This is a genomic window from Streptomyces sp. NPDC012637, from assembly GCF_042954805.1.
Classification (GTDB): domain Bacteria; phylum Actinomycetota; class Actinomycetes; order Streptomycetales; family Streptomycetaceae; genus Streptomyces.
Window position 1 is genome coordinate 65155 of the sequence record NZ_JBIBDS010000011.1, and the last position, 12410, is coordinate 77564.

12 protein-coding genes are annotated in these 12410 nt (G+C 72.1%); 6 read left to right on the top strand and 6 right to left on the bottom strand.

From position 1 onward, the window contains the following. Nucleotides 1-114: 114 nt before the first annotated feature. Entirely contained in the window at nucleotides 115-2340 is a 2226-nt protein-coding gene (katG, locus tag ACFY8W_RS34980) for a catalase/peroxidase HPI (RefSeq protein WP_391114403.1), read from the bottom strand. A 147-nt stretch (nucleotides 2341-2487) separates the two neighbouring features. On the opposite strand from katG, the gene ACFY8W_RS34985 reads away from it, so the two are divergent. After that, nucleotides 2488-2922, top strand: a complete 435-nt coding sequence (locus ACFY8W_RS34985) for a transcriptional repressor (RefSeq protein ID WP_391114406.1) — start codon at nucleotides 2488-2490, stop codon at nucleotides 2920-2922. Between the two features lie 50 nt (nucleotides 2923-2972). Here the strand turns inward: ACFY8W_RS34985 and msrB are convergent, their stop codons facing one another. The 4 genes from msrB to ACFY8W_RS35005 all read right to left on the bottom strand — a co-directional run bounded on the left by msrB (nucleotide 2973) and on the right by ACFY8W_RS35005 (nucleotide 6588). Further along, nucleotides 2973-3380, bottom strand: coding sequence for a peptide-methionine (R)-S-oxide reductase MsrB (gene msrB, locus ACFY8W_RS34990; RefSeq protein ID WP_391114409.1), 408 nt, complete (start codon nucleotides 3378-3380; stop codon nucleotides 2973-2975). A 10-nt stretch (nucleotides 3381-3390) separates the two neighbouring features. Continuing rightward, nucleotides 3391-4782, bottom strand: a complete 1392-nt coding sequence (murC, locus tag ACFY8W_RS34995) for a UDP-N-acetylmuramate--L-alanine ligase (RefSeq protein ID WP_391114412.1) — start codon at nucleotides 4780-4782, stop codon at nucleotides 3391-3393. A 386-nt stretch (nucleotides 4783-5168) separates the two neighbouring features. Beyond that, the gene (locus tag ACFY8W_RS35000; protein ID WP_391114414.1) at nucleotides 5169-5639 is read right to left on the bottom strand and encodes an indole-3-glycerol phosphate synthase; all 471 of its coding nucleotides are present in this window, start codon (nucleotides 5637-5639) and stop codon (nucleotides 5169-5171) included. Between the two features lie 106 nt (nucleotides 5640-5745). After that, nucleotides 5746-6588, bottom strand: a complete 843-nt coding sequence (locus ACFY8W_RS35005; protein ID WP_391114417.1) for a dihydrofolate reductase family protein — start codon at nucleotides 6586-6588, stop codon at nucleotides 5746-5748. 51 nt (nucleotides 6589-6639) lie between these two features. Here ACFY8W_RS35005 and zapE point away from each other — a divergent pair, with 51 nt between their 5' ends. From zapE to ACFY8W_RS35025, 4 genes are all read left to right on the top strand, one after another. Beyond that, nucleotides 6640-7716, top strand: a complete 1077-nt coding sequence (gene zapE, locus ACFY8W_RS35010; RefSeq protein ID WP_391114420.1) for a cell division protein ZapE — start codon at nucleotides 6640-6642, stop codon at nucleotides 7714-7716. A gap of 34 nt (nucleotides 7717-7750) precedes the next feature. Beyond that, nucleotides 7751-8179, top strand: coding sequence for an OsmC family peroxiredoxin (locus ACFY8W_RS35015; protein ID WP_391114423.1), 429 nt, complete (start codon nucleotides 7751-7753; stop codon nucleotides 8177-8179). A gap of 162 nt (nucleotides 8180-8341) precedes the next feature. Further along, nucleotides 8342-9700: an alkaline phosphatase PhoX gene (locus ACFY8W_RS35020; protein WP_391114426.1), complete on the top strand. Its 1359-nt coding sequence runs from the start codon at nucleotides 8342-8344 to the stop codon at nucleotides 9698-9700. A 406-nt stretch (nucleotides 9701-10106) separates the two neighbouring features. Further along, nucleotides 10107-10973, top strand: a complete 867-nt coding sequence (locus ACFY8W_RS35025) for a PPK2 family polyphosphate kinase (protein ID WP_391114429.1) — start codon at nucleotides 10107-10109, stop codon at nucleotides 10971-10973. Here ACFY8W_RS35025 and ACFY8W_RS35030 read toward each other — a convergent pair. Next, nucleotides 10959-11321: a hypothetical protein gene (locus ACFY8W_RS35030; RefSeq protein WP_391114432.1), complete on the bottom strand. Its 363-nt coding sequence runs from the start codon at nucleotides 11319-11321 to the stop codon at nucleotides 10959-10961. The two genes, ACFY8W_RS35025 and ACFY8W_RS35030, sit on opposite strands and share 15 nt — an antisense overlap. 96 nt (nucleotides 11322-11417) lie before the next feature. On the opposite strand from ACFY8W_RS35030, the gene ACFY8W_RS35035 reads away from it, so the two are divergent. Further along, nucleotides 11418-12317: a polysaccharide deacetylase family protein gene (locus tag ACFY8W_RS35035; protein ID WP_391114434.1), complete on the top strand. Its 900-nt coding sequence runs from the start codon at nucleotides 11418-11420 to the stop codon at nucleotides 12315-12317. Nucleotides 12318-12410 lie beyond the last annotated feature (93 nt).

Below are 12410 nucleotides of genomic sequence, written 5' to 3' on the forward strand. Positions count from 1 at the left end.
ACGATCCGTCACGCCGTCCGGAAGGCGAAATCGCGCCAGCCCCCCGGCGGAATCCCGGCGGGGGGCTGGCAGAGGGCAACTCCTGCCGGTCGGCGCGGGCGCCGACCGGGCGCATCAGCGCAGGTCGAACCGGTCCAGGTCCATGACCTTGGCCCAGGCCGCGACGAAGTCCGTCACGAACTTCTCCTTCGCGTCGTCCGAGGCGTACACCTCGGCCACGGCGCGCAGCTCGGAGTTCGAGCCGAAGACCAGGTCGGCACGGGTACCGGTCCACTTGACCGCACCGGTGGCCAGGTCGCGGCCCTCGAAGGTGGTCTGGTCCTCGGAGGTGGACGACCAGGCCGTGCCGAGGTCGAGCAGGTTGACGAAGAAGTCGTTCGTCAGCTTGCCCGGGGTCTCGGTGAACACGCCCAGCGAGGTCTGCGGCTGGGTCACGCCCAGGGCGCGCAGACCGCCGACGAGGACCGTCGTCTCGGGCGCGGAGAGGGTGAGCAGGTTCGCCTTGTCGAGCAGCAGGTACTCGGCGGGGAGGCGGTGCCCCTTGCCGAGGTGGTTGCGGAAGCCGTCGGCGGTGGGCTCCAGGGCGGCGAAGGACTCGACGTCCGTCTGCTCGGCCGTGGCGTCCACTCGGCCGGCCGAGAACGGCACCTCGACGGCGATTCCGGCGTCCTTGGCCGCCTTCTCGACGGCCGCGCTGCCCGCGAGGACGACGAGGTCGGCGAGGGAGACCTGCTTGCCGTCGGTGCGGCCCGCGTTGAAGGACTCCTGCACGCCCTCCAGGACACGGAGCACCTGGGCGAGCTCGTCCGGGTTGTTGACCTCCCAGTTGCGCTGCGGCTCCAGGCGGATGCGGCCGCCGTTGGCGCCGCCGCGCTTGTCGCTGCCGCGGAAGGAGGAGGCGGCGGCCCAGGCGGCGGAGACCAGCTGGGTGACGGTGAGGTCCGAGCCGAGGATCTGCTCCTTGAGGGAGGCGATGTCGGCGGCGTCGACCAGCTCGTACGTGCGGGCCGGCAGCGGGTCCTGCCAGATGAGCTCCTCGGAGGGGACCTCGGGACCCAGGTAGCGCACGACCGGACCGAGGTCACGGTGCGTCAGCTTGAACCAGGCGCGGGCGAAGGCGTCCGCGAACTGGTCGGGGTTCTCGTGGAAGCGGCGCGAGATCTGCTCGTAGACCGGGTCGAAGCGCAGCGCCAGGTCGGTGGTGAGCATCGTCGGGCGGTGCTTCTTCGACGCGTCGTGGGCGTCGGGGATGATCTCCTCGGAGTCCTTGGCGACCCACTGGTGGGCGCCGGCCGGGCTCTTGGTGAGCTCGTAGTCGTACTCGAAGAGGTGCTTGAAGAAGTCGTGGCTCCACCGGGCCGGCGTGGTGGTCCAGGTGACCTCGAGGCCGGAGGTGATCGTGTCGCCGCCCTTGCCGGTGCCGTACGCGTTCTTCCAGCCGAGGCCCTGCTGCTCCAGCGGGGCGGCCTCGGGGTCGGCGCCGACGTTGTCCGCCGGGCCGGCGCCGTGGGCCTTGCCGAAGGTGTGGCCACCGGCGATGAGCGCGACGGTCTCCTCGTCGTTCATCGCCATGCGGCGGAAGGTCTCGCGGATGTCGCGGGCCGCGGCGATCGGGTCCGGGTTGCCGTTGGGGCCCTCCGGGTTGACGTAGATGAGGCCCATCTGCACGGCGCCGAGCGGGTTCTCGAGCTCGCGGTCGCCGGTGTAGCGCTCGTCGCCGAGCCAGGTGGTCTCGGGGCCCCAGTAGACGTCCTCGTCCGGCTCCCACACGTCGGCACGGCCGCCGGCGAAGCCGAAGGTCTCGAAGCCCATGGTCTCCAGGGCGACGTTGCCGGTGAGGATCATGAGGTCGGCCCAGGAGATGCTCTGGCCGTACTTCTTCTTGACCGGCCACAGCAGACGGCGGGCCTTGTCGAGGTTGCCGTTGTCCGGCCAGCTGTTCAGCGGGGCGAAGCGCTGCTGACCGGCGCCGGCGCCGCCGCGGCCGTCGCTGATGCGGTAGGTGCCGGCGCTGTGCCAGGCCATGCGGACCATGAGCGGGCCGTAGTGGCCGAAGTCGGCGGGCCACCATTCCTGCGAGGTGGTGAGCACCTCGGCGATGTCCCGCTTCACGGCGGCCAGGTCGAGGGCCTCGAAGGCCGCGGCGTAGTCGAACTCCTCGCCGAGCGGGTTGGCCACGGCGGGGTTCTTGGCGAGGATCTTCAGGTTGAGCCGCTCCGGCCACCACTGGCGGTTGCCGCCGCCCTGCGTCGGGTGCGCGGCCCGGCCGTGCGCGACCGGGCAGCCGCCCTTCGCCGCCTCGTCCTCGGTGACCAGGGGATCGTGCTTCTGCTCAGACATCGGTCTTTCCTTCCGGGCCCACCCTCTTGGCTACTACTGGAGTCGATCCTATAGTGGACTCAGTCCAAGTCAATACGACAGCCGGACTCGTACGGATTACTCGCGCGGGGTACTCGCAGGACTACCCGCACAGCAAGGCTGGTGACCATGAGCGATCTGCTGGAACGGCTGCGCCGACGCGGCTGGCGGATGACCGCACAGCGGCGGGTGGTCGCCGAGGTGCTCGACGGCGAGCACATCCACCTCACGGCGGACGAGGTGCTGGCCCGGGCCACCGCGAGGCTGCCCGAGATCTCGCGGGCGACGGTCTACAACACGCTGGGCGAGCTGGTCTCGCTCGGCGAGGTGATCGAGGTGTCCAGCGTGGGCCGGGCCAAGCGCTACGACCCGAACGCCCACCGGGCCCACCAGCACCTGGTCTGCGCGGGTTGCGGCACGGTCCGTGACGTCCACCCGGAGGGCGACCCGCTGGCGGGCCTGCCGGAGGCGGAACGCTTCGGCTTCACGGTGACGGCGGTGGAGGTCACGTACCGGGGGCTTTGTCCGGTGTGCGGCGCCGAGGCGGTGGCCGGAAACGACTGAGCCGACCGGCGCTTCGGGCGCCGGTCGGCTCGGGTCGTGCGGGGTCGTGCTCAGCTCTCGTCCGGCTCCAGCCGCAGCGAGATCGAGTTGATGCAGTACCGCTGGTCGGTCGGGGTCGGGTAGCCCTCGCCCTCGAAGACATGTCCGAGGTGGGAACCGCAGCGTGCGCAGCGGACCTCGGTGCGGATCATGCCGTGGGAGGTGTCGGCGACCAGCTCGACGGCGGAGCTGTCCTTCGGGTCGTAGAAGGACGGCCAGCCGCAGTGCGACTCGAACTTCTCGCGCGACGTGAAGAGCTCGGCGCCGCACGCCCGGCACGAGTAGACACCCTTGGTCGTGGTGTCCGTGTACTCACCGCGGAAGGCGGGCTCGGTGCCGGCCAGCCGGAGCACCTGGTACTCCGAAGGCTTCAGCTCCGCCTGCCATTCCTCGTCGGTCTTCTCGACCTCGTACGCCATCGCTCGCTCCTCAGCTCGACAGGCGGGCCAGGATCTCCGGACCCAGGTCCGTGACGTCGCCCGCACCCATGGTGAGAACCAGATCGCCGGGCTTCGCCATTCCCGCGATCACGTCCGGCACCTCGGACTTGTCGTGGACGGCGGTGACGTCGGCGCCGGCCGCGCGGGCGGCGTCGATGATCAGCTCGCTGGTGACGCCCGGGACCGGGTCCTCGCGGGCCGGGTAGATGTCCAGGACCACGGAACCGTCGGCGAGCGTCAGCGCCTCGCCCATCTCGCGGCCCAGCTCCTGGGTGCGGGAGAACAGGTGCGGCTGGAAGACGACCAGGAGGCGGGAGGCCCCGGCGGCGCCGCGCATGGCCTCCAGGTCGGCCGTCATCTCGGTCGGGTGGTGCGCGTACGAGTCGATGACCTGGACGCCCGCGGCCTCGCCCTTGAGCTGGAGGCGGCGGCCGACGCCGGTGTACGCGGTGAGGGCCTGGGCCAGCTCGGCCGGGTCGACGCCCGCGCGGGAGCCGGCGGCGAGCGCGGCGGCGGCGTTGTGGGCGTAGTGGCGGCCGGGCACGGAGACGGTGAAGACGTGCTCGGCGCCGTCCATCACCACGGCGACCTCGCTGGTCATGCCCTTCGGCGTGATCCGGCGGATCCACACGTCGGCGGTCTCGTCCTCGCCGACGGTCAGCACGTGCAGGTCCTTGTTGCCCGAGACCCGCCCGGCCAGCTCGCGGGCGCCCGCGTGCTCGCCGACGACGAGGGTGCCGCCGGGGCGGATCTTGGCGGCGAAGGCCTCGAAGGACTCGTAGATCTCGTCCATGGAGGCATAGTTGGCGTGGTGGTCCAGCTCGACGTTGAGGACGATCGCCACGGCCGGGTCGTACTTCTGGAAGCTGCGGTCGCTCTCGTCGGCCTCGGCGACGAAGATCGCGCCCTCGCCGTGCCGGGCGTTGGTGCCGGGGCCCGCGAGGTCGCCGCCGATGGCGTACGAGGGGTCGAGGCCGAGCTCGGTGAGCGCGACGGCCAGCATCGAGGTCGTCGTGGTCTTGCCGTGCGTGCCGGCGACCGCGACGGCGCTCAGGCCGTCCATGAGCGAGGCGAGCGCGTCGGAGCGGTGCACGACCGGGACGCCCAGCTCGGCCGCGCGGGCCAGCTCGGGGTTGTCGGCGCGGATGGCGCTGGAGACGACGACGGCGGAGGCGTCGTCGGCGAGGTGCTCGGCGGCGTGGCCGATGTGCACGGTGACGCCCAGGGCGCGCAGGGACTCGGCGGTCGCCGACTCCTTGGCGTCGCTGCCGGCGACCTTGGCGCCGCGCTGGGCGAGGATCTTCGCGATGCCCGACATTCCGGCACCGCCGATGCCGATGAAGTGCGGCCGTTCCATGGCGGCAGGGATGGCGGGTGCCATGCGGTTCTCTCCCCTGGTACGTGACGGTGGTGAGGCTCCAGCCTAGTGGTTCGGGCCGGCCGGACCGGGCACGGCGCCCGGCCCGGCCTCGCCGCCGCCCGTCACTCGCCGTGTCCGGCGCGGGTCACCCGCCACGGGTGGCCCGCCGCGGGCGGACCCACCGCGGGCGGACCCGTGGCGGGCGGACCGACTGCGGGCGGACCCGTCGTGGGTGGACCCCCTGCGGGCGGACCCGTCGTGGGTGGACCCGTCGTGGGTGGACCCGCTGCGGGCTGCCCGTCGTGAGTGGACCACCGCGGGCGGACCCACCGCGCGTGGCCCGTCGTGGGCGGACCCACCGCGGGTCGACCCGTGGCGGGCGGACCCACCGCGCGTGGCCCGTCACGTCACTCGCTGTGAGCGAAGAGCTTCAGGACGGGCACGCCGACCTTGTGGCGGGCCCGGGACGCCCAGTCGCGGTGGAAGAACTCCTCCACGTAGTGCGGCGCGGTCAGCACGATCACCTCGTCGGCCTCCGACTCCTCGACCACGGTCTTCATCTTGTTCAGCGGATGGTCCTCGACCACCTGTCCGACGGCCTCGCAGCCGGCGTTTCTCAGCGCCTGCAGGGAGACCTCCAGGGCCTGCTCGGCGAGCGGCCTCGCCTCCTTGCCCTCGGGTTCGTCGCCCTCGTGCGCCGCTTCCTTCAGCTCGCCCATGGCGACGTCGTCGATGGCACGCAGCAGTACATCGGCCTGGTCACCGCGCGGCTGCATCAACACGATGAACGCGACCCGCTCGTCACCGTGCAGGGTGGTGACGAAATCCACGTCGACGGACGTGAGGGGCTTCTCGATCATCAGAACGCTTGTGAACACCTCAGGAGCCCTTCTGCGGAAACCATCCTTCCCCGTGGCCCCACGGGGACTGCGAGAGTAAGTGTGCCCAGCGGACGCTAAGCGGAACGACAAATTCCGCCGATTGTCAGATCCGACGGTAGCGGGTGAAGAGGAAGCCGTCCTGCTCCAGCACGGATGCCACGGCGAAGCGCTTCGGAACCCCCACCGAGGGGCCTCCGGCGATCCGCTGCGCGGTGCCCGCCGTCATGGTCGGGGAGACCGTCAGACACAACTCGTCGAGCACCCCCGCGGCCACGAACTGGCCGAGCAGCCGGGGCCCGCCCTCGGTCAGCAGGCGCCGCAGCCCCCGCTCCGCGAGCGCCGCCACCGCGCGGTCCGGGTCCACGCCCGGGCCGTCACCCGCGATCACCACCTCCGCGCCCGCCCGCTCGGCCTCGGCCCGGCGTTCCGGGGAGGACGCGGCGCCGGTGAGGACCAGGGTCGGGACGAGCGGTTCGGTGAAGAGCGGAAGCGAGAAATCCAGGTCCAGCGAGGCGGTCACGACCGCGATCACCGGAGCCGGGCCCTGCCCCGCCGCCGCCCGGCGGGCCGCGAAGACCTCCCGCGCCCGGGCCGGGCGGTAGCCCTCGAGCCGCACCGTCTCGGCGCCGACGACGACCACGTCCGCCAGCGCCCGCAGCGTCCCGAAGATCCGCATGTCGGCTTCGGAGGACAGCGGCTGCGAGCGGCCGTCGTGCTGGCCCGCCCCGTCGAGCGAGGACACCATGTTGGCCCGCAGCCAGGGCCCGGACTCGGCCTCCGACGGGTAGGCGTAGGCGTCGGCGAGCTCGTCGAGGGACCACTCCCGGTCCGGGGCGTCCGGGGCCGTGCCGGTGGTCCCGTCCGTGTTCGTGTCCGCATCCGTCTCCGTCATGCCGTGGGCACGGCCGGCAGCTGTCATGTCCGTCACAGGGAACAGGCGTCGCATCCCGGCAGTCTGACACGGCGCTTAGAGTGGATAACTGTGTCGACCCGTGCCATGACCGAAGCGGCTTACACCGAAGCCGCCCCGCTCTCGCTCTGCTCCCGAGAGCCCCACGTCCCCGCCGACCGCCTGGTGGCGGAGATGGTGCCGCCCCCGCGGTTCGACTCCGTGCGCTTCGACACGTACATACCGGACCCGAACCAGCCCAGCCAGATCGACGCCGTCAAGGTGCTCGGCGGCTTCGCCGAGACCCTGGGCGGCGCCCACGCCACCGGCGCGGGCAAGCGCCGCTGGTTCTCCAAGGCCCCGAAGAAGACCGTGCCGGCGGGCCCGCGCGGCGTCTACCTCGACGGCGGCTACGGCGTCGGCAAGACCCACCTCCTCGCCTCCCTCTGGCACGCCACTCCGGCCGAGCCCGCGCTCAAGGCCTTCGGCACCTTCGTGGAGCTGACGAACCTGGTGGGCGCCCTCGGCTTCCAGCAGACCGTGCAGACCCTGAGCGGGCACCGGCTCCTCTGCATCGACGAGTTCGAGCTGGACGACCCGGGCGACACCGTCCTGGTGTCCTCGCTGCTCAGCCGCCTGGTCGAGAACGGCGTCGCGCTCGCCGCGACCTCCAACACGCTGCCCGGCAAGCTCGGCGAGGGCCGGTTCGCCGCCGCCGACTTCCTGCGCGAGATCCAGGGCCTGTCGGCCCACTTCCGGCCGCTGCGCATCGACGGCGAGGACTACCGCCACCGCGGCCTCCCGGAGGCCCCCGCCCCGTACGACGACGAGACCGTCGCCAAGACGGCGTACGCGACGCCCGGTGCCTCCCTCGACGACTTCCCGCACCTGCTCGAACACCTGGCCAGGGTGCACCCGAGCCGGTACGGCGCGCTGACCGACGAGCTGACCGCGGTCTGCCTGACCGACGTCCAGCCGGTGCCCGACCAGTCGACGGCGCTGCGGCTCGTCGTGCTCGCCGACCGGCTCTACGACCGCGAGATACCCGTGCTCGCCTCCGGGCTGCCCTTCGACAGGCTGTTCAGCGACGAGATGCTGAACGGCGGGTACAAGAAGAAGTACTTCCGGGCGATCTCCCGGCTCACCGCCCTGGCGCGGGACGCGAAGGGACTCGTGGCGCAGTAGCTTGGGGGCCATACCCGATCGAAAGGGATGCACCATGGCCGCAACGCGTACCGCCCACAACGTCTGGCAGGGCGATCTGCTCAAGGGCTCGGGCGTCGTGTCGCTCGACTCCTCCGGCATCGGCTCGTACCCGGTCTCCTGGCCGGCCCGCACCGAGGAGCCGAACGGCGTGACCAGCCCCGAGGAGCTGATCGCCGCCGCGCACTCCTCCTGCTACAACATGGCGTTCTCGAACATCCTCGCCAAGAACGACACCCCGCCGACCCGCCTGGAGACCAAGGCGGAGGTCACCTTCGTGCCGGGCAAGGGCATCACGGGCAGCCACCTCACCGTGCGCGGCGAGGTGCCCGGCGTGGACGCGGAGCAGTTCCAGGCGCTCGCCGAGGACGCCAAGAAGAACTGCCCGGTGAGCCAGGCGCTGACGGGCACGACGATCACGCTGACGGCCGAGCTGGCTTCCTGAGCCGCTCCGCCTCATGAGGCGACGTGGACCCGCATGGTTCACGTGTCACCACTGTGCGTGGTACACACATGCGGGTCACACGTCACACCACACATGCAGTCCTGGAACGTCCGGTCCTGACACATGCACAGTCCTGTCCGCCAGCAGGAAGTGGGTTGCCTCATGTCCGCAACACGACGTCAGATCCTCGCCGCCACCGCCGGCATCGCCTTCACCGGCGCGATTTCCGAGCTCTTCACGGGAAGCGCCGCCGCGTCGGCCGCGCTCGGCCGCCACGCCGGGTACGGTCCGCTGGTCCCCGACCCGCACGGGATGCTCGACCTCCCGGCCGGCTTCACCTACAAGGTCCTGTCCCGGCAGGGCGAGCCGCTCCGCTCCGGAGAGGGCCTCGTCCCCGGCAACCACGACGGCATGGGCGCCTTCGCCGGCCGCCGTGGCCAGGTGCACCTCGTGCGGAACCACGAGAACCGCGTCACCGGGAAGATCGGCGTCCCCGTCGTCGACGGACTGACCTACGACCCGGCGGCCAAGGGCGGCTGCACCGCCCTCACGCTCGACCGCCGCGGCGACGTCCTCGACGAGCGCGTCGCCGTCGCGGGCACGGCCGTCAACTGCGCGGGCGGGCCCACCCCGTGGCGCACCTGGCTGACCTGCGAGGAGACCGAGGACAAGGCCGGCACCAACGGCTACACCAAGGACCACGGCTTCGTCTTCGAGGTCGACGGCGCCGACCCGCGCCGCACCGGCGCCGTGCCGCTCACCGCGATGGGCCGCTTCCAGCACGAGGCCGTCGCGGTCGACCCGTACAGCGGGATCGTGTACGAGACCGAGGACGCCTTCCAGCATCCCTTCGGCCTCTTCTACCGCTTCCTGCCCGAGAAGCCGCTCGGCGGCACCGGTTCGCTGCGCGCGGGCGGCGCCCTGGAGGCGATGCGGGTGCCGGGCGTGCCCGACCTGTCGGTGGTGCAGGAGACGGGCACGCGCTTCGAGGGCGTCGAGTGGGTGCCCGTGCCGGACCCGTCGGCGGCCGTGACCCCGATCAGGCTCCAGGACTTCGGCCCGAAGGGCATCACGCACGCGCAGAAGCTGGAGGGCTGTTACTGGGGCGGCTGTTCGGTGTACTTCGTGTCGTCCTTCGCCCGCGTGAAGGACGGTTCGGGCGCCACGCACTTCGGCCAGGTGTGGAAGTACGAGCCGGACCGGCGCCGCCTCACGCTCGTCGTCGTCTTCGGCCCCGGCACCGACCTCCAGCTCCCCGGCGAGTCCCCGGACAACATCTGCCTGACGCCGACCGGCGGCCTGATGGTCAGCGAGGACGGCGACGGCGCGCAGCACGTCTTCGGCGTGAGCCGGAAGGGCGAGGTGTACCCGGTCGCTCGCGGAGCACAGAACATCGGTACTCCCGAGGCGCCGGAATGGGGCGAGTTCGCGGGCGTCACCTTCTCGCCGGACGGCACGACGATGTACGTGAACTGCTACACGCCGGGCACGACGTTCGCGGTGCGGGGCCCGTGGCGCTGAGCAGGTGACCGGACGTGAGGAGAGACAGCCGGAGGCGGCCGGCGGTGGCGCACCGAGCAGCACGCCGGCCCCGCGGCCCGCGCGCCGCGGGTGGTCGAGCTGATTCTCCGTACGCCCGCCCTGCTCGCCCGCCTCCTGGAGGGCAGGCCGAGTGGCGCGAGGCCCTGGCGGCGGAGCCGGCCCGCCGGCGCGGCCTCGATCCCGCGGCCGGCCTGTATCCGCGGCGCGCGGCGGGGACGGCACCGGTCGCCTTCCACACGGCGCTGCAGCGCCGGAGCGACAGCGACGCGGCGGAGGAACCGCTCGAGCTGCTCGACCGGGCGTCCGCGGTGGTGGCACCGGCGCTGGACGCGCACGATCGTAGAGCGAGCGACACGGTCCGACGGACGGAAGGGTGGCGGGGCGGATGCCGAAGAAGATGGCCGGCCGAGGAGAGCAGTCGCTGCGCGAGCTGCTGCGGCTCCCCGTCGGAGAGCCGGTCGACCTCTCCGCGTACGAGGCCGGCGGCACGCCCGGCGGCCCGCCCGACAAGAGGACCGGCCTCGCCGCCACCGCCGCACTCGCCCCGCGCCTGGCGGACCTCCAGGAGCGGCTGTACGCGGCGAGCACGGCGGGCGACCGGCGCCGGCTGCTCCTCGTCCTCCAGGGCATGGACACCAGCGGCAAGGGCGGCACGGTCAAGCACGTCATCGGCCACTTCAACCCGTCCGGCTGCCGCATCCGCGCCTTCAAGGCGCCCACGGAGGAGGAGTCGGGCCACCCGTTCCTGTGGCGCGTCGCCCGGGCGCTCCCCGAGGCGGGCGAGATCGGCATCTTCGACCGCTCCCACTACGAGGACGTCCTGATCGCCCGGGTCCGCGAGCTGGCCCCGCGCACTGAGATCGAGACCCGCTACGGCGAGATCGCCGGCTTCGAGAAGTCCCTCGCGGACCGCGGCGTCACCCTGGTGAAGGTCTTCCTCCACATCTCCTACGAGGAGCAGCGCGCGCGGCTCCTCGAACGCCTCGACAACCCGGAGAAGCACTGGAAGTTCAACTCCGGCGACATCGAGGAGCGGGCCCTGTGGCCCGCGTACCAGCAGGCGTACGAGATCGCCCTGGAACGGTGCGCGACGGACCGGACGCCGTGGTACCTCGTCCCGGCGGACCGGAAGTGGTACCGCAACTGGGCGATCAGCCGGCTGCTGCTGGAACACCTGGAGGAGCTGGCTCCGGAGTACCCGAAGGGCAACTTCGACGTGGCGGAGTGCAGGGCGAGGCTACTCGCCTCGTGAGCGGCGCCATGTCTCGAGGGCGACCGCCAGCTTCTCGTACCCGCGCTCGGCATGAACGTCGAGGCTGTCCAGCACGCCATGGCCCTCCAGTGCCACGAACAGTCGGTCGAGCAGCGCCGGCTGGCGGGCGGCGGCCAGCTGGGCGGCGAAGCGCGTCATGACGGCGGTGTCGTCGAGGCGCGCCACCAGGCCGAAGAGGGCATCGGTCCCGTCATCGTCGAGGCGCTTGATGCCGAACCCGACGTCGGCGCAGGACGTTGCGGTGGGCGCGTTCCGTGTCGCGCCGCGAGCGGGCCAGCTCGCCCGCAGCTGCTCCAGGCGGAACTCGTCGGGGACCGCGCCGCGCACGCCCAGGCCATGGTGCGCCAGCTCACCGCGTGGACTCGGGCGCTGCTGCAGTCGAGCCGCGAACGATAGGCCTATCTGATCGGATATTTTCCGTGGGTGACCATTCCTGCACGAAAGCTGTCGGCGCTCGCCCTGCTGGGCGCCGTACTCGTCGGCTGCGGAGGGGGCGCGGCCGAGCCCCCGCCGGCGCCCGCCTCGCCCGCCTCGTCGACGAAGCCCTCCCCGGCCGCGTCCGGCGCGAAGGCCGCCCCGCCCGCCCCCGGCCACCAGGCCGCGCCCGCCCGGCCCGCCCGCAAGGCCCCGCCGACGCTCGCCCCGGCCGCCGGCGGGCTCACGGCCGTCTACAGCCACCGGGCGAAGAGCGCAGAGAAGGTCGTCGCGCTCACCTTCGACGCCGACATGACCGCCGACCAGGGCCCGCGCGCGGCCCGCGGCGAGCGCTTCGACAACCCGCAGCTCATCGCGACGCTGCGCCGGCTGAAGGTGGACGCGACCGTCTTCATGACGGGACGGTGGGCGGAGGAGTACCCGGACCAGGCGCGGTCCATCGGCAACGACCCGCGCTTCGAGATCGCCAACCACTCCTACAGCCACTACGCCTTCGCCGAGCCCTGCTACGGGCTGCCGACCGTCGCCCGGCCCGACATGGCTGCCGACGTCCAGCGGGCCTTCGACGCCTTCCGCGACGCCGGCGCCACCAACGTCGTGCCGTACTTCCGGTTCCCCGGCGGCTGCTACGACGACGACGCCCGCCGCGCCCTCGCCCCGGCCGGCGTCACGGCCGTCCAGTGGGACGTCGTCAGCGGCGACGCCTTCGCGAAGGACGCGGACGCGGTCGCCGACCAGGTCGTCGACGGCGTCAGGCCCGGCTCCCTGGTCGTCATGCACTGCACCCGCAGCGCCGCTCCGGTGACCGAACAGGCGATCCGCCGCATCGTCCCGGAGCTCCGGGCGAAGGGCTACCGCTTCGTGAAGGTCTCGGAGCTGATGTCCTGACACGCGTCGCACGTGTGATCGAAACCCGCTGTACAACGCCCGCCGCCCGGTGTGAGGGTGTGGCCTTGTCGACTTCCGAAGAACCGAGAGTTC

Coding starts and splice junctions, on each gene's coding strand:
- ACFY8W_RS35025 (WP_391114429.1), top strand. CDS start 10,107: ATGCCGAAGAAGATGGCCGGCCGAGGAGAGCAGTCGCTGCGCGAGCTG.
- zapE (WP_391114420.1), top strand. CDS start 6,640: ATGACCGAAGCGGCTTACACCGAAGCCGCCCCGCTCTCGCTCTGCTCC.
- katG (WP_391114403.1), bottom strand. CDS start 2,340: ATGTCTGAGCAGAAGCACGATCCCCTGGTCACCGAGGACGAGGCGGCG.
- ACFY8W_RS35020 (WP_391114426.1), top strand. CDS start 8,342: ATGTCCGCAACACGACGTCAGATCCTCGCCGCCACCGCCGGCATCGCC.
- ACFY8W_RS34985 (WP_391114406.1), top strand. CDS start 2,488: ATGAGCGATCTGCTGGAACGGCTGCGCCGACGCGGCTGGCGGATGACC.
- murC (WP_391114412.1), bottom strand. CDS start 4,782: ATGGCACCCGCCATCCCTGCCGCCATGGAACGGCCGCACTTCATCGGC.
- msrB (WP_391114409.1), bottom strand. CDS start 3,380: ATGGCGTACGAGGTCGAGAAGACCGACGAGGAATGGCAGGCGGAGCTG.
- ACFY8W_RS35005 (WP_391114417.1), bottom strand. CDS start 6,588: ATGCGACGCCTGTTCCCTGTGACGGACATGACAGCTGCCGGCCGTGCC.
- ACFY8W_RS35015 (WP_391114423.1), top strand. CDS start 7,751: ATGGCCGCAACGCGTACCGCCCACAACGTCTGGCAGGGCGATCTGCTC.